At 59.8% G+C, this 24,809-nt stretch carries 16 protein-coding genes, 1 tRNA gene and 1 pseudogene; 1 reads left to right on the forward strand and 17 read right to left on the reverse strand.

Going from position 1 to position 24,809, the window contains the following annotated elements; all coding sequences use genetic code 11:
- Nucleotides 1–8 precede the first annotated feature (8 nt).
- The 5 genes from astA to aceE all read right to left on the reverse strand — a co-directional run bounded on the left by astA (nucleotide 9) and on the right by aceE (nucleotide 8,557).
- A complete protein-coding gene (gene astA, locus MLC59_RS15010; protein ID WP_248235738.1) occupies nucleotides 9–1,052 on the reverse strand; it encodes an arginine N-succinyltransferase in 1,044 nt (347 codons plus the stop codon).
- A gap of 240 nt (nucleotides 1,053–1,292) precedes the next feature.
- Nucleotides 1,293–2,507: an aspartate aminotransferase family protein gene (locus MLC59_RS15015; protein ID WP_248235739.1), complete on the reverse strand. Its 1,215-nt coding sequence runs from the start codon at nucleotides 2,505–2,507 to the stop codon at nucleotides 1,293–1,295.
- Nucleotides 2,508–2,604: 97 nt separating this feature from the next.
- Nucleotides 2,605–4,062 (reverse strand): exonuclease domain-containing protein, encoded by a 1,458-nt coding sequence (locus MLC59_RS15020; protein WP_248235740.1) that lies wholly within the window; start codon nucleotides 4,060–4,062, stop codon nucleotides 2,605–2,607.
- Nucleotides 4,063–4,143: 81 nt separating this feature from the next.
- Nucleotides 4,144–5,877: a dihydrolipoyllysine-residue acetyltransferase gene (aceF, locus tag MLC59_RS15025; protein WP_248235741.1), complete on the reverse strand. Its 1,734-nt coding sequence runs from the start codon at nucleotides 5,875–5,877 to the stop codon at nucleotides 4,144–4,146.
- Between the two features lie 10 nt (nucleotides 5,878–5,887).
- Nucleotides 5,888–8,557 (reverse strand): pyruvate dehydrogenase (acetyl-transferring), homodimeric type, encoded by a 2,670-nt coding sequence (gene aceE, locus MLC59_RS15030; RefSeq protein WP_248235742.1) that lies wholly within the window; start codon nucleotides 8,555–8,557, stop codon nucleotides 5,888–5,890.
- A 566-nt stretch (nucleotides 8,558–9,123) separates the two neighbouring features.
- On the opposite strand from aceE, the gene MLC59_RS15035 reads away from it, so the two are divergent.
- The gene (locus tag MLC59_RS15035; protein WP_248235743.1) at nucleotides 9,124–10,488 is read left to right on the forward strand and encodes a KamA family radical SAM protein; all 1,365 of its coding nucleotides are present in this window, start codon (nucleotides 9,124–9,126) and stop codon (nucleotides 10,486–10,488) included.
- A 172-nt stretch (nucleotides 10,489–10,660) separates the two neighbouring features.
- On the opposite strand, the pseudogene ltrA reads toward MLC59_RS15035, so the two are convergent.
- The 12 genes and pseudogenes from ltrA to glmM all read right to left on the reverse strand — a co-directional run.
- Nucleotides 10,661–11,776: pseudogene (ltrA, locus tag MLC59_RS15040) on the reverse strand (group II intron reverse transcriptase/maturase); the annotation flags it as partial.
- Between the two features lie 531 nt (nucleotides 11,777–12,307).
- On the reverse strand, nucleotides 12,308–14,425 hold the full coding sequence (pnp, locus tag MLC59_RS15045; protein WP_427901736.1) for a polyribonucleotide nucleotidyltransferase: 2,118 nt from the start codon (nucleotides 14,423–14,425) through the stop codon (nucleotides 12,308–12,310).
- A gap of 306 nt (nucleotides 14,426–14,731) precedes the next feature.
- Nucleotides 14,732–15,001, reverse strand: a complete 270-nt coding sequence (gene rpsO, locus MLC59_RS15050; RefSeq protein ID WP_091854281.1) for a 30S ribosomal protein S15 — start codon at nucleotides 14,999–15,001, stop codon at nucleotides 14,732–14,734.
- 86 nt (nucleotides 15,002–15,087) lie between these two features.
- Nucleotides 15,088–16,014, reverse strand: coding sequence for a tRNA pseudouridine(55) synthase TruB (gene truB / locus MLC59_RS15055; protein ID WP_248235744.1), 927 nt, complete (start codon nucleotides 16,012–16,014; stop codon nucleotides 15,088–15,090).
- Between the two features lie 2 nt (nucleotides 16,015–16,016).
- Entirely contained in the window at nucleotides 16,017–16,427 is a 411-nt protein-coding gene (rbfA, locus tag MLC59_RS15060) for a 30S ribosome-binding factor RbfA (protein WP_091854277.1), read from the reverse strand.
- Complete coding sequence (gene infB / locus MLC59_RS15065; RefSeq protein ID WP_248235745.1) at nucleotides 16,427–19,009, reverse strand: translation initiation factor IF-2; 2,583 nt, start codon at nucleotides 19,007–19,009, stop codon at nucleotides 16,427–16,429. The genes rbfA and infB overlap by 1 nt, the downstream gene beginning before the upstream one ends.
- A 17-nt stretch (nucleotides 19,010–19,026) precedes the next feature.
- Complete coding sequence (gene nusA, locus MLC59_RS15070) at nucleotides 19,027–20,520, reverse strand: transcription termination factor NusA (RefSeq protein WP_248235746.1); 1,494 nt, start codon at nucleotides 20,518–20,520, stop codon at nucleotides 19,027–19,029.
- A gap of 46 nt (nucleotides 20,521–20,566) precedes the next feature.
- Nucleotides 20,567–21,028 carry a ribosome maturation factor RimP gene (gene rimP / locus MLC59_RS15075; protein WP_248235747.1) on the reverse strand — a complete coding sequence of 154 codons (462 nt, stop codon included), beginning with the start codon at nucleotides 21,026–21,028 and terminating at the stop codon, nucleotides 20,567–20,569.
- A gap of 402 nt (nucleotides 21,029–21,430) precedes the next feature.
- Nucleotides 21,431–21,515 (reverse strand) — tRNA-Leu (locus tag MLC59_RS15080).
- 6 nt (nucleotides 21,516–21,521) lie between these two features.
- Nucleotides 21,522–21,902: a preprotein translocase subunit SecG gene (gene secG / locus MLC59_RS15085; RefSeq protein ID WP_248235748.1), complete on the reverse strand. Its 381-nt coding sequence runs from the start codon at nucleotides 21,900–21,902 to the stop codon at nucleotides 21,522–21,524.
- Between the two features lie 66 nt (nucleotides 21,903–21,968).
- Complete coding sequence (gene tpiA, locus MLC59_RS15090; protein WP_248235749.1) at nucleotides 21,969–22,724, reverse strand: triose-phosphate isomerase; 756 nt, start codon at nucleotides 22,722–22,724, stop codon at nucleotides 21,969–21,971.
- Between the two features lie 482 nt (nucleotides 22,725–23,206).
- Nucleotides 23,207–24,565: a phosphoglucosamine mutase gene (gene glmM / locus MLC59_RS15095; RefSeq protein WP_248235750.1), complete on the reverse strand. Its 1,359-nt coding sequence runs from the start codon at nucleotides 24,563–24,565 to the stop codon at nucleotides 23,207–23,209.
- Between the last annotated feature and the right edge of the window lie 244 nt (nucleotides 24,566–24,809).

A 24,809-nucleotide genomic window follows, 5' to 3' on the forward strand; every position in this document is an offset into this window, starting at 1 on the left:
GGTATTGGTCAGAACAGCGCCTCTTTCAAGGGCGCGATGCGTACCTGGTCGCCTTCATTCACTGCCAAGGCTTCCATGATAGGCCCTGGCATCTGTACTTCGTCATCACGGACAGCGTTTCTCGGTAAGGTGCCAGCCCGGAAGTTCTCAAACGAGCGATTGCTGACCATCACCCGCTCCCGGGCGGGAAGGTTGTTGAATAATGGCCGGTCTACCCGCCTGACCGGTCTCAGGATGCTCTGGCGGATGGTGCGGATGTTGTGGAGAAACGCTTCCACCACCGGGCCACCGTCGAAGATGTCTACCAGTCCGTTGAAGTTGAAGCCTTCTGCCTGGAGCATGTTGAGGGCCGGCTCGGTGTTTTTGTGGACCTTGCCGATGACTTCGGTGGCACTCTCGGGCAATAAAGACAGGTAAATGGGGAAGCGGGGCATGAGTTCGGCGATGAAGGATTTGTTGCCCCGTGCGGAGAGTCTGTCAGCCTCGACAAACTCCATGTCGAAGAAGCGCCGGCCCAGGGCGTCCCACAGGGGGCTTTGGCCATGCTCGTCGGAGACGCCGCGCATTTCGGCAAAGATTTTGTCGGAGAAATTCTCGCGGAATTCGTCCAGGAAGAGGAACCGGCTGCGGGAGAGCAGCAGGCCGTTACCACCACCCCGGTGGCTGTCCGCCAGCAGCAGGGAGCCGATTTCGGTGGCGTCGGTCATGTCATTGGTCAGGTAGAGCGTGGGGGTCCGTACGTGGACGTTGAGTTCGCGGCTGTCGCTGACGGTGATGCTCAGGCGGTAGTTGTAGAAGACTTCGTCGAGGCCGACCCGGGCCTGGATGCCGCTGATGCCTGCGCAGCGTTTTTGCTCTGTGTCTTCGAGGGCGAAGAGGTAGAGGCCAGCGCCCGGAGGGCATTGGCCTTTGAAGGTGGCCTGGGCTTTGTCGATCTTGGTTTTGAGGAGGGTGCGGTCTGGAGGGAGGGTTGTGAGGCCGTTGCCGGCTGAGGCGGCCATGTTGTAGAGGTCCTCAAGATCGTTTCCAGCTAAGGGTCTGATTATGAGCATATTCCCTCCAGGACTGCAGGTTTGGTGCAGGGCTGCCGGTCTGGTATGGCTTTCCGGGACACGCCGTGAATACGTCCATGTAGGCTCTTCAAAAACGTCCCTGTTTTTGAAGGTCCCGGAAAGCCATACCAGCCCGTCCGCCGAAACTTCGTGCTATTCGCTGGTGCGACACATCCTGTCTTTACATAGCTTCAAAGAACTACCTGCCACGCCATTTCCTGCAACTTTCAGAAAATCTGACTACTCCACCAGTGTAGCCACCGCCTTCTCAAACCGCTCCAGTCCCTCTTCGATATCCTGGTCGGGGATGATCAGGGAGGGGGCCAGGCGGACGACGTTGGCGCCGGCCACGAGGATGAGCAGGCCCTGTTCCTGGGCGGCGGCGACGAAGTCCTTGGCCTTGCCCTGCCACTCTTCGGTCAGCACGCAGCCCAGCAGCAGCCCCTCGCCGCGTATTTCGGTGAAGATGTTGTATTTCTCACCGATGGCCATCATGCCCTTACGGAGTTTGTCGGAGCGGATGCGGACGCCTTTGAGGATTTCCGGCTGGCTGATGGTGTCGATGACTTTCTGGGCCACGGCGCAGGCCAGGGGGTTGCCGCCGTAGGTGCTGCCGTGGGTGCCGACGCCGAGGCTTTCGGCGATTGCGGCGGTGGTGAGCATGGCCGCTACCGGGAAGCCGCCGCCCAGGCCCTTGGCGCTGGTGAGGATGTCCGGGGTGACGCCGTAGTGCTCGTAGGCGTAGAGGTGGCCGGTGCGGCCGGCGCCGCTCTGGACTTCGTCGAATACGAGTAGTGCATCGTTTTCGTCGCAGAGGTCGCGCAGGCCCTGGAGGAATTCCGGTTCCGCCGGCAGTACGCCGCCCTCGCCCTGGATGGGTTCGACCACGATGGCGCAGGTTTTCTGTTTGGAAATGAGTGCCTTTACCGAATCCAGGTCGTTGTAGATGGCGTGGTGGATGCCGCCCGGGGCCGGCTCAAAGCCTTCCAGGTATTTGGGTTGGCCGCCCACACTGACGGTAAACAGGGTACGGCCGTGGAAGGAGTTGGTGAACGAGATGATCTCGTGCTTCTCCGGACCGTGGTGTGTCCAGCCGTGGCGGCGGGCGAGTTTGAAGGCGGCTTCGTTGGCTTCACCGCCGGAGTTGGCGAAGAAGACGCGCTCGGCGAAGGTCAGCTCACACAGGGTCCTGGCCAGGCGCAGGGCCGGCTCGTTGGTGAGTACGTTGGACACGTGCCAGAGCTTTTCGGCCTGTTCCTGGAGCGCGCCGATCAGGCCCGGGTGGGCGTGGCCGAGGCTGTTGACGGCGATGCCGCCGGCGAAGTCGACGTATTCGCGGTCTTGCTGGTCCCAGAGTCGTGACCCTTCACCTCGCACGGGAATCATGGTGCCGGGGGCGTAGTTGGGGACCATGACGTCGTTGAAGAGTTCGCGGGTGACGGGTTCTCTGTTCATACTTTCCTCTCTGGACCTTGCGGAGCCGGCCTCTGTTCAGCACGGGGCCGGGGTTGGAAAGCCTTATCATACGCCAGAGCGGGAGTGTGTGGAAAACTCAGCTGTTTTCCGGGGAGACCGCGAGGATATCCGGTTCACCAATCGGCGGCAGCTCGAGGATTCGCAGGCCATCGATGCCCTTGCCGGACAGGGCCTTGACCACCAGTTTATAGGAGTCCATGTCGAAGGTGACGGCGGTACCGCGCAGGCTCAGGTTGTGCAGTTCTTCTTCCGAATGCACCGTGGCCACGTGCATCCAGTTGTAGATGATCAGTATGTCGGTGCGGCCGGTGTTGGGGTTATGTTCCATCACGCCGACCGGTCCCTGCCAGGGCCAGGTTTTCAGTCGCAGGCTGTGGAAGGCAATCTGGACCCGCAGGTTGTAGCGGGTGATATCTTCTTCTCCTTCGCAGGCGCCCTTGCAACGCCCCAGCGTTCGCTGGAAGCAGGGGCCGTGCTGGTCTGCCGGCTCCAGGTCGAGGAGTTTGTTACACAGTTCGTTCTTGCTGGCGATGCCGGTCAGGGCCCTCAGGGCGTCTCGCTTGCTGCGGAACAGGCCGTAGTAGCGGCCCAGCCGATGGGGCTCGATCTGCCTTACCAGCCGGGCCTGGAGGTAGCCCTGCTCACTCTCGGTCAGCTCGATGCTCCAAAGTGTCTTGGCGGCCCGGGAGCGGCGGTTGTACATGGGCCGCAGGCCCTTTATCTGTTTGAGTTCCAGCAGCAGGGCCCCCAGTTCACCGGCGGTCTCGGTCCATTCCAGGCGGCGCATGCTTTCGGACAGGCGTATGCCCTTTCCCGAGTTGTGATCGCCTGAGAAATGGGAGGCCACCCGCTGGGCGATATTGGTGCTCTTGCCGACATACAGCAGCACATCGTTCTCGCCATAGAAACGGTACACTCCGGGCACCGCCGGTACGTCGTCCAGCACATCCGGGGGCATGTGGGAGGGCACACTGGGGCGTTGCAGCAGGGTGCGAACGGCCTCTTCCACGCTTTCATTACCATGGTCGGCAAGCGCGTGGGTGAAGAAGTCCATCATGGCGGTGACATCCCCCATGGCCCGGTGCCGCTGCACAGCGCCAAGGCCGTGGCGCTGGATCAGGGCATCCATGTTGTGTCGTTTGTACTGGGGATAAAGGCGCCGGGACAGTTTGACGGTGCACAGTACCTTCGCCGCGAATGGGCGCAACAAGCGGCGAAACTCCGCCTTTACGAAGCCATAGTCGAAGCGGGCATTGTGGGCGACGAACACCGAGCCCTTCAGCCGTTCTTCCAGCTCATCCGCCACGTCTTCAAACAGCGGCGCGTCTGCCACCATCTCGTTACTGATACCGGTGAACCGCTCGATAAACGGGGGAATCCGCATCTGCGGGTTGAGCAGGGTCTGCCACTCGTCCACGACCTCGCCATCGCGCCAGAAGCGGATGCCAATCTCGGTAATACGATCATGGCCCGCCGAGCCGCCGGTGGTTTCCAGGTCGAGGAACGCGAAGGTGGTGGAGTTGAGGAAGTTCATAGGGGAAGTTTACGCCAAATCGAACACAGGCGCCGAAATAGCCCCCCTCTCCGAACGGGCAGAGAGGGGCTGGCGTGCCCCCTACAACAACAGGTGCCGGATATCCCCCAGCAACTGCCCCAGCAGGTTGGTAAACCGGGCTGCATCCGCCCCGTTCACGGCCCTGTGGTCGTAGGACAGGGATAGCGGCAGCATCAGTCGGGGCTGGAAGGCCTCGCCGTCCCACACCGGTTTCATGGCGGCTTTGGAGACGCCCAGTATGGCCACCTCCGGCGTGTTCACAATGGGTGTGAACGCGGTGCCGCCTATGCCGCCGAGGCTGGTGATGGAGAAGCAGGCCCCCTGCATCTCCGCCGGCTTGAGCTTCTTGTCCCGGGCCTTGTCCGCCAGTTCCTGGGCCTCTGCCGCCAGCTGCCACAGGCCTTTCTGGTCCACGTCGCGGATGACCGGCACCATCAGGCCATGGGGCGTGTCCACGGCAATGCCGATGTGCACGTACTTCTTGCGCACCACTTCCTTGCGTTCCATGTCCAGTGACACGTTGAACTGGGGCAGCTCCTCCAACGCAGCGGCGCAGGCCTTGAGGATGAAGGGCAACGGCGTGAGCTTGACGCCCTTTTTCTCACCGGCCTGCTTCTGGCCCTTGCGGAAGGCTTCCATCTCGGTGATGTCCGCCTCGTCGAACTGGGTGACGTGGGGTACGTTCAGCCAGCTCTTCTGCATATTGGTGGCGGTAGCGATCATCATGCGGGACATGCTCTCCCGCTCCACCTCGCCAAACTGGCTGAAGTCCGGCAGCTTGATACCCGGGATGCCGGCACCTTCCACCGAACCGCCCTCCTGGGCTTTCTTCAGGTTCTGGCGGATGTAGGCTTCCACATCGTCCTTGAGGATACGGTCCTTGGGGCCAGAGGGCTTCACTTTGGTGAGGTCTGCCCCCAGTTCCCGGGCCAGTTTTCGTACTGCCGGGCCGGCATGGACCTTGGCGCCGGGCGTTGGCGGCTGATAGGTGCTGTCGCCTTGGGTGTCTTCCGAGGTATCGGCGCGGTCCTTATCCTTTCCGCCCTTGCCGTCCTTGTCAGCCTTGTCGGACTTTTCGTCCTTGTCGCTGGTTTCTTCCTCGGCCCCGCCAGTGTCTGCTTCCTCTTCATCCCCGCTGTCAGCGCCTTCCTCGACGGTCATCTCCAGCAGGTCGTCTCCTTCCGAGAGCTTGTCTCCCTCCTTCACCAGGATCTTGTCGACCTTACCGGCGTAGGGGGACGGGATTTCCATGGTGGCCTTGTCGGACTCCACGGTGACCAGTGGGTCGTCTTCGCCAACGAAATCGCCCTCACTGACGTTGATCTCGATAACCGGGACGTTCTCGAAGCCGTCGAGAGCGGGCACCTTCACGGTTTCCTTGCGGCTGCCCCCACCTTTTTTGGCTTTACCGCTGTCGTCCTTGCCTGCAGATTTTTTCTCCTCTGCGTCCTGGTCCTTTTCCTCTAACTCCTTTTTAGCAGCTTCGTCTTTCGACTTATCCGTATCTTCGCCGGTTTTGTCCTCGCCGCTGTCCTCGTCATCACCACCACCGGCCGAATCGGTATCAATGGTGCCGACCACGTCACCTTCGCTGAGCTTGTCGCCCACCTTGACGGACAGCTTGGTGATCTTGCCGGCAAAGGGCGCCGGCAGTTCCACGGAGGCCTTGTCGGACTCTACCGTGAGGATGGGATCTTCTTCCTCGACGGTGTCACCCTTGCTGACCAGTACTTCGATAACCTCGACTTCGTCCGCACCGCCGAGATCGGGAACCTTGATGTCCTGCTCACTCATAGCGGCCTCCTCAGCTGTACGCCGGGTTGGGTTTGTTGCGGTCGATGTTGTACTTGCGCATGGCCTCCAACACCTGGTCCTTCTTGATCTCGCCGTCCTCGGCCAGCGCCGACAAGGCGTTGATCACCACGTAGTAGCGGTCCACTTCGAAGAAGTTGCGCAGCTTCTCCCGGGTATCACTGCGGCCAAAGCCATCGGTACCCAGGGTGTAGTAGGTCCTGGGAATGTAGGCGCGCAACTGCTCGGAATGCAGCTTGATGTAGTCGGTGGCAGAAACCACCGGGCCCTGCTGCTTTTCGAGGCACTTCGTAACGTAGGGCGTCTTCTGGGTGTCATCCGGGTGCAGGTGGTTCCAGCGCTCCACATGCATGCCGTCACGGGCCAGTTCGTTGTAGCTGGTAACACTCCAGATATCGCTGGCCACGCTCCAGTCGTCCCGCAACAGTTCAGCGGCGGCCCGCACCTCATTGAGGATGGCACCGGAACCCAGCAGCTGCACCCGTGGGGTTTTCTTGCGGCCCTTGGTTTCCACCGAATCGAACTTGTACATGCCCTTGATGATCTGCTCTTCAATGCCCTTGGTCTTGGGCATGGCGGGCTGCTGGTAGTTCTCGTTCTCGATGGTGAGGTAATAGAAGACGTTTCGGTTGTCCTCGAACATCTCCTTGATGCCATGCTGGATCACCACGGCCATTTCGTATCCGAAGGCCGGGTCGTAGGCACGGCAGTTGGGTACCACGTTAAACAGCACATGGCTGTGGCCGTCCTGGTGCTGCAGGCCCTCACCATTGAGCGTGGTACGACCGGCGGTGCCGCCGATCAGGAAGCCCCTGGCCTGCATGTCGCCGGAGGCCCAGACCAGGTCGCCTACCCGCTGGTAACCAAACATGGAATAGAACACATAGAACGGGATCAGCGGGAAGTTGTTATGGCTGTAGGAGGTGGCCGCTGCCATCCAGGCTGCCATGGAGCCATCCTCGTTGATGCCCTCCTGCAGGATCTGGCCCTTCTTGTCCTCCCGGTAGTACATGATCTGGTCCCGGTCCTGGGGCACGTACTTCTGACCTTCGGAGGTATAAATCCCCATCTGCCGGAACATGCCTTCCATACCGAAGGTCCGGGCCTCGTCAGGAACAATGGGCACGACCCGCTTGCCCACCCGTTTGTCTTTCACCAGGGCATTGAGGATGCGCACGAAAGTCATGGTGGAGGACACTTCCCGGTCGCCGGAACCTTCCAGCACACTCTTGAAGATGCTCAGCTCGGGCACTTTCAACGGCTGGGCATCCTTGCGACGCTTGGGATAGAAGCCCCCCAGGTCCTGCCGGCGCTTCTTCATGTAGACCATTTCCGGGCTGTCCGGGGCTGGCCGGTAATAGGGGATATCTTCCAGCTCGTCGTCCTTGAGGGGCACGCCGAAACGGTCCCGGAAAGCCTTGAGGGCTTCCTTGTCGAGCTTTTTCAGGGAATGGGCGGTGTTCTGCGCCTCGCCTGCCGCGCCAAAGCCGTAACCCTTGATGGTATGGGCAAGGATAACCGTGGGCTTGCCGTTGGCCTCGTGCACGGCCTTGTGATAGGCGGCATATACCTTGTAGGGGTCATGGCCGCCACGGTTCAGCTTGTTGATATCATCGTCGGAAAGGTTCTCTGCCAGCTTGGCCAGCCCCGGGTACTTGCCGAAAAATTCCTTACGGGTATAGGCCGGGCCCTGGCTGGTGTAATTCTGCAGGTCGCCATCGCAGATCTCATCCATGGCACGCTGCATGACACCGTCTTCATCCTTGTCGAACAGCGGGTCCCACATGCGCCCCCAGACCACCTTGATGACGTTCCAGTCCGCACCCCGGAAGATGCCTTCCAGCTCCTGGATAATCTTGCCGTTGCCCCGCACCGGACCGTCCAGGCGCTGCAGGTTGCAGTTAACCACGAAGATCAGGTTATCCAGCTTCTCGCGACCGGCCTTGGAGATGGAGCCCAGGGTTTCGGGTTCGTCACACTCGCCGTCCCCGACAAAGCACCAGACCTTGCGGTTGTCCATTTCGATCAGTTCCCGGCTGTCCAGGTACTTCATGACATGGGCCTGGTAGATGGCCTGGATCGGACCCAGGCCCATGGAGACGGTGGGGAACTGCCAGTAATCCGGCATCAGCCAGGGGTGGGGATAGGACGACAGGCCATTGCCATCGACCTCTTCCCGGTACTTGTCCAGGTGTTCCTCATCGAAGCGGCCTTCCAGGTAGGAACGGGCATAGATGCCCGGGGAGGCGTGGCCCTGGAAATACACCAGGTCAGACTCGCGCTTGTCATCACCACCGTGGAAGAAATAGTTGAAGCCCACGTCATACAGGGTGGCGGCGGAGGAAAAGGTGGAGATATGGCCGCCCAGCTCACCGGGGCGCTTGTTGGCCCGCACCACCATGGCCATGGCGTTCCAGCGGATCAGCGAACGGATGCGCCGCTCCATGAACAGGTCGCCGGGCATACGCACTTCGTTGGTAACCGGAATGGAGTTACGGAACGGTGTGGTTATGGAGTAAGGCAGTTCCGTGCCTTCCCGGCTGGCACGCTCTGACAGGCGTTCGAGAATGAACCGGGCGCGGTCAACGCCTTCATTCTCAATCAGGGATTCCAGTGCATCCAGCCATTCGCTGGTTTCAGTGGGATCATCGTCCTGGTACATCGAACCCTCCCGTGTCTTCGATTATGCGGCCAGGGGTGCCGCTGAACAGGACCGTCGCGGGGAACGCGCCAGCCTGTGAATATCGTCACCACCAGCATAGATCAGGATGGCCGGGGTCTCCGGCAAATCGGCCCGTGGTGGATCAACCGGCACTTTTGGCACCGGAATAATTAAGAGGACAGACAAGACTATAGAGGTCATGTTGCCAACTTGCGACACCCTTCACAACTCGACCAAAGACCAACTCCGCCAAACTGAACAAGCGGTTAGGGTCAATCCATGTTTCCTGGCGAACAATGCTTTCCACACTAAAGATCTCCCTTCAGCTCACTCGCTTCTCGAACGTGGAGGCAAATGCAGTCAATATCGCCGATCAACCTTTGATCGCCTTCGATTAAGCAACAACGCATCGATACGAAACCTCACAGAGGTTCTGGGGAAGGTCATTTTTTTAATTAGACCTGAAAATGATGTTCCTTTCCGGTATACTTGCCTGCCCGATTTTTGAACAGTGGTGGCTGATGCATTCCGGCCGCCGGCCATTTCACTCAGACAGAGGGCGATCCATGAATTCCATCGTCACCTTCCCGAACCGGATTCCGACCGTCGAGTTTGAAGAGCGTCGTTTCCAGGTCTACACCGACCGCCAACTCGACAAGATCGAGATTATCCAGAATCTTCCCGAAGAGACTCTGTTCGAAATGAAAGTGGTGGCCAGCGTGCTGCCCTTCCGTGTCAACGAATACGTCATCAACGAACTGATCAACTGGGACAAGGTTCCCAACGACCCGCTGTACCAGCTGGTTTTCCCGCAAAAAGGCATGCTGAAGGAAGAGCACTTCGAACGCATGGCCAAGCTGCACCGGGAAGGCGCCGACAAGAAGCTGATCCAGAAGGTTGCCAAGGAAATCCGCGACGAACTGAACCCGCACCCCGCCGGGCAGATGGAAATGAACCTGCCTACCCTGGACGGGGTGCCGCTGGAAGGCCTGCAGCACAAGTACCGGGAAACCGTGCTGTTCTTCCCAGCCCAGGGCCAGACCTGCCACTCCTACTGCACCTTCTGCTTCCGCTGGGCGCAGTTTGTCGGTGACAAGGACCTGCGCATTGCCAGCAGCGACGCAGAGCAGCTGCACGGCTACCTGCGGCAGCACACCGAGGTCACTGACCTGCTGATGACCGGCGGCGACCCCATGGTCATGAAAACCAAGAACCTGGTGCAGTACCTGGAGCCGCTGCTGGAGCCGGAGTTCGATCACATCCAGACGATCCGCATCGGCACCAAGGCACTGACCTTCTGGCCGTACCGGTTTGTCACAGACAAGGATGCCGACGAACTGATTGAGCTGTTCGCGAAACTGGTCGATGCCGGCAAGCATGTGGCTCTGATGGCCCACTACAATCACTGGCAGGAAATCACCACCGATATTGCGGAAGAGGCGATCCGTCGCATCCGCGCTACCGGGGCGGAAATCCGCGCCCAGGGCCCGCTAATCAAGCATGTGAACGACAATGCCGACGACTGGGCGAAGCTCTGGAAGAAAGAAGTGAAGCTGGGCATCATCCCCTACTACATGTTCGTAGAACGGGATACCGGCGCCAAGAACTACTTCGAGGTACCGCTGGCGAAGGCCTACGATATCTATCGGGAGGCCATCAAGCAGGTCTCCGGCCTGGCCCGCACCGCCCGCGGTCCGTCCATGAGTGCCGGCCCTGGCAAGGTGGAAATCCAGGGTGTCACCGAGATCAAGGGTGAGAAGGTGTTTGTACTGCGCTTCCTGCAGGGCCGCAACCCGGACTGGGTACAGCGCCCCTTCTTTGCCAAGTACAGCGACACGGCGACCTGGCTCCATGAGCTGGAACCGGCCTTCGGGGAAGAGAAGTTCTTCTTCGAGGACGAGTACGAGCAGATGCGCAAGGGTAACGGCTGACCAGCCACTCCCCAGCGACCTGAAAGGCAGCCCCCGGGCTGCCTTTTTTGTTGCTCGCTGTTTACCCGGAGGTCCCTGCCCCTCATCCCTGGCCGTTATAATCGAGTAGGAGGGGGAGTTACCTCCCCCGTCCTCTCACACCACCGGGCATACGGTTCCGTACCACGGCGGTTCATGGTTGGCTCTGGAGCCGGTTCATCGTATCCAACAAGCTTACCAGAGAAAGACGCTCGAACACCTTTTTGGGGAGGGCGGCGTGCATATGGGATGCGCCGCTGTTCCACCAGGGGCCGCGCCCGTTCGTTGCACTCTTCCAGGCTCTCGGCTCAGTCAGGCCCAGGCGCATCAGATTGCGAGCCCTTGTACGGGCCCGTTTCCATTGCTGCCACAGGATCAGTCGCAGGCGTCGCCGTATCCAGCCATCCAGCGCTTCCACCGGACGTTTCGAAGCGGTCAGGCGGTAGTAGTTCGCCCAGCCTCTTAGTACCGGGTTCAGGTTCTGGATAGTCGTCGTCAGCGACTGTCCGCGAGATCGCTTGAGCAGTGGCCGCAGCTTGGCCATAACAGCCTTCAGGCTTTTCGGTGCAATCCTCAGCCGGACCTGTTTGTGCCAGGTCACGCTGTACCCCAGGAAGGTCCGACGCCAGGGGCGATCCACAGCACTCTTGGCTGGGTTCACTTTCAGTCGCAGGTGCCTTTCCAGGAAGTGGGTGACACTGGCCATGACCCGTTCACCGGATCGGCGGCTACGAACATAGATATTGCAGTCGTCCGCGTAGCGGCAGAACCGGTGGCCCCGGCGCTCCAGTTCCCGGTCCAGCTCGGTCAGGAGCACATTGGAGAGCAAGGGGGACAGGGGGCCACCTTGCGGTGCGCCTTCCCGTCTCGGGCTGACCAGTCCACCTTCAAGCATACCGGCTTGCAGGTAACGTCTGATCAGGGTCAGGACCCGCCGGTCGGTGATGCGACGGGCCAGCAGGCCCATCAGCACATCGTGGTTGACCCGGTCAAAGAACTGGGCCAGATCCAGATCGACCACCCAGCGGTGGCCGTCGTTGATGTGCTGTTGCATCGCCTTGATCGCCTGCTGGGCACTTCGGCCGGGGCGGAACCCGTAGCTGTGATCCGAGAAGGTCGGCTCCAGCATCGGGCTCAGCACCTGGTGAAGCGCTTGTTGGATCAGGCGATCCTGAACCGTCGGGATGCCCAGTATCCGTTCGCCGCCTTGCGGCTTGGGGATACTGACCCGGCGTACCCGCTGAGGATGGTAGTCTCCGGCCATTAGCCGCTCGCTTCTTTAGCACAACACGAGAACTCATCGTCTACTAGCGGCCAACCATGTTCGGTCCTTCAGTACGCGGTGACGCACCTACTATGACCTCGGCTGAGTTCTGGCCTCCCATCCTCACCCCTCACGAGGTGAGTAGCACTGTGGCAGGAAACCAGACTTCCCAGGGTAAGACGCGTGACCTTCACACTTATGCCCGCCGCATTTACGTCCACACCTCCCGTGCAAGTACTGGGCTTTGACGATAATTGACGCCTTACCCGGTGTGACCGCCTCATATGCGATTTCTGTTCGTCAGGCCAGTGCTTTGCCTGCGGCTTCCTTCAGATTCCACCTCACGGTGGACACCCTTGCCGTCCGGCTAGTGGTTCCCCTTGCCGGGCCCACAGGGGACTTGCACCCCCAAGTCATCCGGCCAGCACCACCTGGACCGGAACAGCGCCGTCAAGGCGCTACGCGCCATGCCTGGCGCACACGCAAAAAAGCCGCCCGGGTTTCCCCTGGGCGGCTTTTTTCTGACTTCGGTGTTACTTAGCTGAAGTCGGTGGGCTTGTCGCCCTCTTTCACTTCCTTCATGGACAGCTTGACGCGGCCACGGTTGTCTACATCCAGCACCTTGACCAGGACTTCCTGACCTTCGCTGAGCACGTCAGTCACGTTCTCGACGCGCTGGTCGGAGATCTGGGAGATGTGCACCAGGCCATCCTTGCCGGGCAGGATGTTGACGAAGGCACCGAATTCCATGATGCGCTCAACCTTGCCCTTGTACAGTGCGCCCACTTCGATCTCGGCCGTGATCTCCTTGACCCGGTTAACCGCCGCCTGGGCAGCAAGCTGGGTGTCGGCATAGATCTTGACGTTGCCGTCATCGTCCAGGTCGATGGAAGCACCGGTCTCGTCGCAGATGGAGCGAATGGTCGCACCACCCTTACCGATGACATCACGGATCTTGTCCGGATGGATCTTGATGGTGGTGATGCTCGGCGCACGCTCGGACAGCTCGGTGCGCGGCTCGGCGATTACCTTGGCCATTTCACCCAGGATGTGCAGACGGGCGTGGTGGGCCTGCTCCAGGGCGATTTCCATGATCTCGTCGGTGATGCCGTTGATCTTGATATCCATCTGCAGGGCAGTGATGCCCTCGGAGGTACCGGCAACCTTGAAGTCCATGTCACCCAGGTGATCTTCATCACCCAGGATATCGGTCAGAACGGCGAACTGCTCGCCTTCCTTCACCAGGCCCATGGCGATACCGGCTACCGGCGCCTTAACGGGCACACCGGCGTCCATCAGTGCCAGGGAGGAGCCACAGACAGAGGCCATGGAGCTGGAGCCGTTGGACTCAGTGATCTCGGATACCGCACGGATGGTGTACGGGAATTCTTCAATGGTCGGCATAACCGCTGCCACACCACGCTTGGCCAGGCGGCCGTGACCCACTTCACGACGACCCGGGGTACCGACACGGCCGGCTTCGCCGACGGAGTAGGGAGGGAAGTTGTAGTGGAACAGGAACGGATCCTTGCGCTCACCTTCCAGGGCATCGATGATCTGCATGTCACGGGCGGTACCCAGCGTGGTGGTCACGATGGCCTGGGTTTCGCCACGGGTGAACAGGGCCGAACCGTGGGTGCTGGGCAGGATGCCGACTTCGATGTTGATCGGACGGACGGTCTTGTTGTCACGACCATCGATCCGCGGCTTGCCTTCGATAACCTGCTGGCGAACCACGTTCTTCTCGACCTTGCCGAAGTACTTCTTCACTTCGTCTTCAGCCGGCTGGCCTTCTTCTTCACCGGCCAGCTTCTCGACGGCAGCGTCCTTGACTTCCTTCAGCTTCGCGTAGCGCTCCATCTTGTCGCGGATGGCGTAGGCTTCAGCGATAGCGCCGCCGAAACCATCCTTGATGGCGTTCAGCAGGTCGGTGTTCTCAGGCTCTGGCTGCCAGTCCCAACGGGGCTTGCCAACTTCGGCAGCGAATTCCTTGATGGCGGTAACGGCAGACTGCATCTCTTCGTGCGCGAAGAGTACCGCACCCAGCATCTGGTCTTCGGTCAGGCCCTTGGCCTCGGACTCAACCATCAGCACGGCGTCTTCTGTGCCGGCCACGACCATATCCAGGGCTGAGGTTTCCAGCTCTTCGAAGGTCGGGTTCAGGAAGTAGCCACGGTCGTCGGTGAAACCAACACGGGAGGCACCGATGGGGCCATCAAACGGAATACCGGAGATGGACAGGGCTGCAGAAGCCGCCAGCATGCCGGCAATGTCCGGATCCTGGGTCTTGCTGGAAGACATGACGGTACAGATAACCTGCACTTCGTTCATGAAGCCGTTGGGGAACAGCGGGCGGATCGGACGGTCGATCAGGCGCGAGGTCAGGGTTTCCTTCTCGGAAGGACGGCCTTCACGCTTGAAGAAGCCACCCGGGATCTTGCCCACGGCGTAGGTCTTCTCGAAGTAGTTCACGGTCAGCGGGAAGAAGGGCTGGCCCGGCTTGGCTTCCTTGGCACCAACCACGGTACCCAGTACGGAGATGTCATCGATGGTCACCAGTACGGAACCGGTGGCCTGGCGGGCGATACGGCCCGTTTCGAGGGTGACGGTCTTGCCGCCGAGCTCGAAGGTTTTCTTCGTTGCTTGTGGAATCACAGTAACTCCTGATTTTGCTTGATCATCAAATGCACCAGATCAGGAAGACGCGGTCCCAAAGCCCTGCTACCAGAAAGCGAACAGGCTGTTGCAAAACCCCGGGGAGAGCTACCCGGGCCTTTCAACAACCTGCTATCGGCGCTTTCGGTCATGACAGCAGAAGCACTTCGGTAATGGCGTAGCAACCGGTTCTGGTACCGGTTCGGGTGGAAAAGCATACTCCAGTGACAAGCCCCGGTATAAACCGGGCCCAGCCACCGGAGCACAGGCCGGCACCAGGTTGGCGCCAGCCGGCAGGTCGTCCGCTTAGCGACGCAGACCCAGACGCTGGATGAGCTCCAGGTAACGGTCAGCATTCTTGCGCTTGAGGTAGTCCAGCAGCTTACGACGCTGGTTAACCATGCGAATCAGGCCACGGCGGGAATGGTGATCCTGCTTGTTGACCTTGAAATGGTCCTGCAGCTTGTTGATATTGGCGCTCAACAGGGCAACCTGAACTTCAGGGGAACCTGTGTCGCTATCACCTTGCTGGTAGTCCTTGACGATCTGTGCTTTTTCCTCGGCTGAAAGTGCCATAAATCACCTCGTTGTTTGCGATGCCTGAAATCATCCGGCCGAACCGCGCATCTCTGCAGCCCGGCTAGGCAGTCACAACCGGCTGGTTATCGACTGCTTGAAACCAGACGACGGGGTACAACCACGGTTGTATCCACGCCTTCCGGCTGTCCTTCACCGAGGCCGACGAAACGGTTATCACCGTAAAGCCGAACCGGTCCGGTCAAGGATTGACCCGATATTCTAACGGGTTGTCCGTTCAATATCGACTGTAAATTTGGCCCCTCAAGGGTCAACTCCGGGAACATGGTGAGCGCTGCATCCGGCGCCACCAGCAGCCCGTCCAGGGACTCGCCCCGCTCCCGCATCTGCTCCAGGTCGGCGACCTGGTGGGCATCCGCCAGGGTAAAGCCGGAAGCCAGTGTGCGGCGCAGCGCGCACACGTGTGCGCCACAGCCGAGGGCCTCACCGATATCTTCCACCAGGTTACGAACGTAGGTGCCCTTGGTGCACTTCACTGCCAGGTCCAGCTCATCCGGGCGAACCGCCAGCAGGGTCAGTTCATAGATGGTCACCGGTCGGGCCGGGCGCTCCACCTCAATGCCTTCCCGGGCGTATTCGTACAACGGACGGCCTTTGTGTTTCAGCGCCGAGTACATGGAGGGGACCTGCTCGATATCACCCCGGAAATCGACCAGCACGGCCTCGACATCCGTCTCGGTCAGTCCTTCCGGCACCGGCCGCTCGGAGACCACGGCGCCTTCACTGTCGGCGGTTTCGGTGCGGACACCCAGCTTTGCCGTGGTGATATAGGCCTTGTCACTGTCCAGCATCAGCTGGGAAAACTTGGTGGCCTCGCCAAAGCACAAGGGCAACACACCGGTCGCCAGCGGGTCAAGGGCACCGGTATGGCCGGCTTTCGCCGCGCCATAAAGGTGCTTGACCTGTTGGAGGATACCGTTGGATGTGACGCCCGGGGGCTTGTCGATGACCAGTATGCCGTTGACGTCACGGCCTTTGCGTCTGCGAGCCAAACTCAGGACTCCTGGTCGTTGTCGTCGTCCTGGCGGACAGCGGGCTTCTTGCCCATGGCCTGGTCGATGAGGCTGTCGATATGACGACTCTGACCCTGGAGGGTATCGAAGTGAAAACGAAGCTGCGGAATCACCCGCAACTTCATGGCGCGACCGAGCTGCCCCCGGAGGAATCCGGAGGCGTTGCGCAGAACCTTGAGGGAGTCCTGCACTTCGCCGGACTCCTCGGTCAGTTCCTCGGTACTGAGCAGGGACACATAGATATCGGCATAGCCGAGGTCCCTGCTGACGCGCACCGCATTAATGGTGACCATGCCCACGCGGGGGTCCTTGACCTCCCGCATGATGAGCAGCGAAAGCTCCTTCTGGATCTGGTCACCAATGCGGTCGAGACGACTGAACTCTCTGGGCATTATGAACCTGTGGATTCCAGCTTGCGTTCAACACGAACCCGATCAAACACCTCGATCTGGTCACCCACTTTCACGTCGTAGCCCTTAACACCGATACCACATTCCATACCGTTGCGAACTTCCGGTACGTCGTCCTTGAAGCGGCGCAGGGATTCCAGCTCGCCTTCAAAGATCACCACGTTGTCACGCAGTACGCGGATCGGCTTGTTCCGGTATACGGTACCTTCCGTCACCATACAACCGGCCACCTGGCCGAACTTCGGTGAGCGGAACACGTCCCGCACTTCGGCGATACCCACGATGTCTTCGCGGAATTCCGGAGCCAGCATGCCGGTCAGGGCTGCTTTCACATCATCAATCAGGTTATAGATGATGGAGTAGTAGCGCAGGTCGACACCTTCCTGCTCGACCAGGCGCTTGGCAGAGGTATCCGCACGGACATTGAAGCCGAAGACAACGGCGCTGGACGCCAGTGCCAGGCTGATATCCGTTTCCGCGATACCACCCACGCCAGAGGAGATGATCTTCACCTGGACCTCGTCGTTACCCAGGTCCTGCAGGGCCTTGGTAATGGCTTCCAGGGAACCACGAACGTCGGTCTTGAGCACCACGTTGAGGGTCTTGACCTCGTCCTTGCCCATGTTCTCGAACAGGTTCTCCAGCTTGGCTGCCTGCTGACGCTGCAGCCGCTGTTCCCGTTCCCGGGACTGGCGGAACTCGGCCAGCTCCTTCGCCTTGCGCTCGTCGGCGACGGCAAAGAACTCGTCACCGGCATCCGGGGTACCGTTCAGACCCAGTATCTCGACCGGGATGGACGGGCCAGCTTCCTTGACCTGCTTGCCAGCTTCATCGGTCATGGCGCGGACCTTACCGAACCAGGCACCGGCCACAACCATGTCGCCCTGGCGCAGGGTACCGTTCTGGACCAGCACGGTCGCCACGGAACCACGACCGCGCTCCAGGGAGGATTCCACCACGACACCCTTTGCAGGGGCATCCTTCACGGCTTCCAGCTCCAGCATCTCTGCCTGCAGCAGGACTGCTTCCAACAGCGCCTCGATACCGTCACCGGTGTGGGCCGATACTGGTACAAACTGGACATCACCGCCCCACTCTTCGGGAATGACTTCCATGCCGGCCAATTCGTTCTTGATGCGGTCCGGATCTGCCTCTTCCTTGTCCATCTTGTTGATGGCGACAACGATGGGCACGCCGGCGGAACGGGCGTGGTCTACCGCTTCCTTGGTCTGGGGCATGACACCGTCATCGGCCGCCACCACCAGGATAACGATATCGGTACACTGGGCACCGCGGGCACGCATGGCGGTAAACGCGGCGTGGCCCGGGGTATCCAGGAAGGACACCATGCCGTGGTAGGTTTCCACGTGGTAGGCGCCGATATGCTGGGTAATACCACCGGACTCACCGGAAGCCACCTTGGTGCGACGAATGTAGTCCAGCAGCGACGTCTTGCCGTGGTCAACGTGACCCATAACACTTACCACCGGCGCGCGGCGGGTCTTATCGCCACTGCTTTCGCCGGCAAGCTCGCTGATCACTTCTTCCTCGAAGGCGTCCTCGCTCACGGTCTTGGGCTTGTGGCCCAGTTCCTCGGTTACCAGAACAGCAGTTTCCTGGTCCAGGGCCTGGTTGATTGTGGCCATCACACCCATACCCATCAGGGTCTTGATCACATCGGCAGCCTTGACTGCCATGCGCTGAGCGAGATCACCAACGGTAATCGTTTCCGGAATTTCGACTTCTCTGACCATTGGTTTGGTTGGCTTCTCGAAGCCATGCCTTTTCTCTTTGGGTTTCTTTTTCGCCCGCAGCGGCTTGCGCAGCGTGGTGTCCTCTTCGTCTTCGGACAGCACAATGGGTTCTTCCACCGGACGACTACGGGGCCCGCGATGACCCGCGGACTTCTTCTTGGGCTTGCCCTCTTCGGCGTCATCAGGACGCTCGCGGCCCTTTTCCTTCTTCTTCTTGGCCTTGCGTTCCTTGTCCTTGGCGGTTTCAGGATCTGGCGGCGGCATCGGAATTTCTTCATCCGCCACGGTATTCTCGGGCTTGACCGCCTTGTTGGTTTCTTCCCGGGCGTCTTCCTCGCCAACCGCAATCGGGCCGGTTTCCGGAGTGCCTTCACTGGCTGGCGCCTCGGCCGCTTCCGGTTTTTTCTCCTCTGCCAGCGCCTGCTCGGCGACCGGTTGCGGAGATTCTTCCGGTTTTTCCTCAGCTGCCGGCGCTACCGGCTGCTCCGGCTCGGGTTCGGGCTGCAGCTCAGCGCGCTTCACGTAGGTACGACGCTTGCGCACTTCCACGTTAACGGTCTTTCCGCCACGGGCACCGCCACCGGTCTTCAGGGTGGTGGTGGTTTTCCGCTTGAGGGTAATCTTTTTCGGCTCTGCCTCGGCCTCGCCGTGGTTCTTGCGCAAATAGGCCAGCAACTGCTGCTTCTCATCGCTGGTCACGGAATCATTTTCGGAGCGGGCCTTGAGGCCGGCTTCCACGATCTGACGCAGCAAACGATCCACGGGAGCGCCTACATCTTCGGCCAGTTGTTTAACGGTTACTTCTGCCATACTGGTCCTCCTCCCGATTAAGCCTGGTCTTCAAACCAGGGGGCACGCGCCGTCATAATCAACTGACCAGCACGCTCTTCGTCCATACCTTCAATGTCGAGCAGGTCATCAACCGACTGCTCTGCCAGATCTTCCATGGTGCGAACACCCATGCCAGCAAGCTGGAACGCCAGGGTACGGTCCATACCGTCCATTGCCAGAAGATCTTCGGCCGGCTCGTTGCCCTCCAGGGCTTCCTCGCTGGCCAGGGCCTTGTTCAACAATACGTCCTTGGCACGACGCCGGAGTTCGGTAACGGTGTCCTCGTCGAAGCCCTCAATACCGAGCATTTCCTCCATGGGCACGTAGGCCACCTCTTCGATGGAGGTAAAGCCCTCTTCAATCAGTACGCCGGCAAACTCTTCATCCACATCAAGGTTGTCAATGAAGTGACTGACCAGGCGGTTGTATTCCTGCTCCTGGCGCTCGCCGGCTTCCTCTTCGGTCATCACGTTGAGGGTCCAGCCGGTCAGCTCACTGGCCAGGCGGACGTTCTGACCGTTACGGCCAATGGCCTGGGCCAGGTTGTCCTCGGCGACGGCAACTTCCATGGTGTGGCTGTCTTCGTCCATTACAATAGAGGCCACTTCCGCCGGCGCCATGGCGTTGATCACCAGCTGGGCCGGGTTGTCGTCATAAAGCACAATATCGACACGCTCACCGGCCAGCTCGTTGGACACTGCCTGCACACGGGAGCCGCGCATACCAACGCAGGCACCTACCGGGTCGATGCGGCGGTCATTGGTCTTGACCGCGATCTTGGCACGGGACCCCGGGTCGCGGGCGGCGCCACGGATTTCGATCAGCTCCTCGGCGATTTCCGGAACCTCGATGCGGAACAACTCGATCAGCATCTGGGGATCTGTACGGCTGAGCATCAGCTGTGGGCCGCGATGGTCAGTGCGGATGTCCTGGAGCAGTGACCGGACCCGGTCACCCATGCGGAAGGTTTCCCGGGGGATAAGCTGGTCCCGGGGCAGCAGGGCCTCCGCGTTGCTACCCAGGTCAATAATGACGTTATCCCGTGTCACCTTCTTGACCGTACCGGAAATCAGCTCACCGACGCGGTCGCGATAGCTGTCGACAATACGCATGCGCTCTGCTTCGCGCACCTTCTGGAAGATGATCTGCTTGGCCGCCTGGGCACCGATACGACCAAAGCTTTCCGATTCAATCTTTTCTTCGTGGAGATCACCGGGCTTGAGGTTGGTGTCGATTTCCTCCGCTTCCTGCAGGGTCAGCTCGGTACCCAGCGCCGGAACGGCATCATTGTCTACCACCAGCCAGCGACGGAAGGTTTCATACTCGCCGGTGCGACGATCAATGGAGACGCGGATGTCCGCTTCCTCATCCTCGAACCGCTTCTTTGCCGCAGTTGCCAGTGCCAGCTCGATGGCTTCGAAAATGACGTCTTTTTCGACGCCCTTTTCGTTGGAAACGGCCTCAACCACCATCAGGATTTCTTTACTCATTGAAATGCCCTGCCCTTACAATTCTAAGACTTGCTGTCACCCGGCCTTACTCGAAAACCGGCACAATGTTGGCTTTATCAATACTTTCAAATGGCAGCAGGTACTCGTGGTCATCCACCACAACCACCACATCGCCATCTTCCGTGCCTTTCAGGATGCCCTGGAACTTGCGCCGTCCGTCGAAGGCCATCCGCAAACGGATATTGACCTTGTACCCTGCCCAGGCGGTGAATTGCTCCAGGGTAAAAAGCGGGCGGTCCATTCCGGGGGATGACACCTCCAGGGTGTATTCGTTCTGAATGAGGTCTTCCACATCCATGACACCGCTGACCTGGCGACTGACTTTTTCACAGTCCTCGATGCTGATGCCGTTTTCCTGGTCATCAATAAACAGGCGCAATACCGACTGGCGGCCCTGGGAGCGGAATTCAATCCCCCAGAACTCATACCCCAGACCTTCCACCACCGGGCGGAGGATCTCTTCAAGTTTGTTCAGTTTCGCAGACAAGTCCGATGCGACTCCCGTGGTAACCCGCCAGCTCGGCCGGCGGCTGATTTTCAGGCCACAAAAACAAAAAAAGGGCTGTCTGGCAGCCCTTTTCATGCATCAGGGCCCGACGCGCCAGGCCCCTTAATCAAAAAGCCCCGACTGCTCAGACAGCCCGGACCATGACGACTCCGGAACTACCTGCCTGTGGGGCCTTTTGTTGCAAGTAATCGCGGACCAGCGGCAAAAAACCGGGTGGACCGCCGACAGACACCTGGCCTGTCTCCACAACCTGGTACGAGACAAACCCGCGCACCAAGCTGCATCAATAATCGCCGGAGTATAAGGACCCGGGCGATCATGGTCAAGGACTGACCAAAAAAAACGGCTTGGGTAAAAGCTACACCAAGCCGTTTCTGTGTATGGTGCCGAAGGCCGGACTCGAACCGGCACGGCTTACGCCACTACCCCCTCAAGATAGCGTGTCTACCAGTTCCACCACTTCGGCAACAACTCACTCGAGCTCGGGGATGGCATTACCATCACCGCTCTCTTCTTCGCTGAGGCTCGGAGCCCCGCCTTCAGCATCACCAGCCGGGGCATCCTGGCCAACCTGTTCCACCATGGGAATACCAGCCTGACCTGCCACTTCGGCACGCTGCTTGGCGAAAATCGCCAGCGAAAAACTCGTAATAAAGAACACCAGGGCCAGAATACTGGTCACGCGGGTCAGGAAGCTGCCGCTACCCTGACTACCGAATACCGTCTGGGAGGCACCGCCACCAAAGGCAGCGCCCGCGTCGGCACCCTTGCCCTGCTGGATCAGAATCAGACCCACCAGTGCGACGGCAATCACGACGTGCACGACGACAACCAGTGTTTCCATCCAGTCCATATCTGCTCTCTGTAACCCTGTAACAGCCCTTATGGACTGCAGAACCCGTGTGATACTTGCCAGGTCTTACGAAATACCTGCCTGACAGATCGCGATAAAATCTTCGGCTTTCAGCGATGCTCCGCCGATCAGCCCGCCGTCAATATCCGGCTTTGCAAACAACGCGGCCGCATTATCCGGTTTTACACTGCCGCCGTAAAGCACTGACATCGCATTTCCCGGCAGACCGAGCTCAACCAGCTTGCGACGAATGGCCTCGTGCATAGCCTGGGCATCCTCTGCCGTAGCGGTTTTGCCGGTACCGATGGCCCAGACGGGCTCGTAGGCAACAATCACCTTGCTCGCATCGCCTGCGGACAACCCTTTCAGGGCGCCTTCGAGCTGGCGACAAACAACCGTCTCTGCATCCCCGGATTCACGCTCTTCGAGGGTTTCGCCGACACAAACCATGGCCTGCAAACCACTCTCAAGAATCCGTGCTACTTTGCCGGCAACAAGCTCGTCAGTCTCATCAAACAACTGACGCCGCTCGGAATGCCCGACCAGTGCGTACTGACAACCAGCGTCAGCAGCCATGCCAGCGGCAATCTCGCCGGTGTAGGCCCCGCTTTGCCACTGGGCCACGTTCTGGACACCAACCGCAATCGACGAGCCGGACAACAGCTCCCTGACCTGACCCAGGTAAATCGAGGGAGGCATAATAACAACCTCGAGGCCATTATCAAGCGCCGCCACCCCATCCCTGACGGCCGGCACCAGCTTCTGAACCAGCTCCAGGGAGCCGTTCATCTTCCAGTTTGCTGCAACAATCTTTCTGCGCATGCCATCCGTCATCAGGGTTGTACCCGGGGGCCGTCCGGAAACGAGCGCGAACTATACAGCAGCTCTCGGGAGTGTACAAGAGCGGTTTTTGACGGGAACCAGCGCCCTTCGACAGGCTCCCTTCGACAGGCTCAGGGTGAGCGGGAGGTGCCTGGAAGCTCGTTTGCCACGAAAAACAAAGACAAAGACAAAGACAAAGACAAAGACAAAGATTCTTTGCCACTAAATCCACGAAACCCACCAAAAAAAGCAAGAAAGATCATAACTGTAATTTTTCGTGGTTTTAGTGGATTTCGCGGCTAAACTTCTTCCCCGCTCACCCTGAGCCTGTCGAAGGGAGCCTGTCGAAGGGCGCCTGACCAAGGGCCGCACCTTCCGGTTCACCCTGAGCCCGTCGAAGGGTGCCTGACCAAGGGCCGTACCTTCCCGTTCGCCCTGAGCCTGTCGAAGGGCGCCTGTAAAACACTACCGGATCAAAAGAATCACGCCCGAGAGCGACCAACCACCTCAGCAAGCTCTTCGGCAACCCGCTCGATGACCGCAGCGTCTTCCCCTTCCGCCATTACGCGGATCAGCGGCTCGGTTCCGGAGGCTCGCAGCAGGATGCGGCCTGCGGCGCCCAGGTGGTCTTCTGCCTTGCGTACGGCCTCGGCGATGTCTGCGCGGGTCATGGGGTCGAAGCGTTCGGCAACCCGGACGTTGATCATGGTCTGGGGCAGCTTGGTCATGCCCTGGCGCAGTTCGGCGAGGGTTTTGTCGGCCCGCCAGCAGGCCAGCAGGACCTGCAGGGCAGAGACAATGCCGTCGCCGGTGGTGGTGCAGTCACGGATGACCAGGTGACCCGAACCTTCCCCACCCAGCAGCCAGCCACGCTGGAGCAGGCGTTCCATAACATAGCGATCGCCGACCTTGGCACGCTCGAAGGGGATCCCCTGGTCCTGAAGCGCCAACTCCACACCCAGGTTGGTCATCAGCGTACCAACTACGCCCCCCTGGAGGGTGCCGGCTTTCTTGCGCTGGGCTGCAATCACGTAGATAAGCTCATCACCATCCACCTCAGTGCCGTCCTTGTCTACCATCAGCACCCGGTCGCCATCACCATCAAAGGCAATGCCGAGGTCCGCGTTGCGCTGCTGGACCGCTTCCTTCAACGCCTCGAGGTGGGTGGAGCCCACGCCGAGGTTGATATTCAGGCCATCCGGGTCACCGCCAATTACCGACACCCGTGCACCCAGCTCACGGAACACCTTTGGCGCCACGTGATAGGTAGCGCCGTGGGCGCAATCAAGCACGATATGCATGCCATCCAGCTCGAATTCGTTCGGCACGGTACTCTTGCAGAACTCTACATAACGGCCCGGCGCATCCTCCACCCGGAAGGCCTTGCCCAGGTCAGCGGACTCACAGACGGTAACCGGCTCGTCCAGCCACCGCTCAATCTCGGCTTCCAGGCTATCATCGAGCTTGGTGCCATCGCCGGAGAAGAATTTGATGCCGTTATCATAATGCGGGTTATGGGAGGCACTGATGACAATACCTGCGCAGGCCCGGAAGGTCCGGGTCAGATAGGCGATGGCCGGTGTTGGCATGGGGCCAAGCAACTTGACGTCCACCCCCGCTGCGGAAAGGCCTGCCTCCAGGGCAGACTCGAACATATAGCCCGACAGGCGGGTGTCCTTGCCAATAATGACGCTGTTCTGCCCATCCCGCTTGAACGCCTGCCCGGCGGCCCAGCCCAGTCTCAGCATAAAATCCGGGGTAATGGGCGCATCACCCACCCGGCCGCGAATACCGTCTGTCCCAAAATACCGGCGCGTTACCGCTGCGCTCTTGTCCGTCATTTGTTGGTCTGCTCCTTAATTAAAAACTGTCTGGCCACGGAACCTGGGGCCCTCGAGAGCCGCGCCTCTAAAAACACCCTTCGACAGGCTCCCTTCGACAGGCTCAGGGGGAGCGGGAAGAGGCTGGAAGTTCGTTTGCCGCGGAAAACAAAGACAAAGATTCTTTGCCACTAAATCCATATATGGTCTCCTCCCCGTTTGCAAGGCTCCAGAGTCTGATGAGGGACAGGTTGCTGCCATATAT

Source organism: Marinobacter bryozoorum (assembly GCF_023156245.1).
GTDB lineage: Bacteria > Pseudomonadota > Gammaproteobacteria > Pseudomonadales > Oleiphilaceae > Marinobacter > Marinobacter bryozoorum.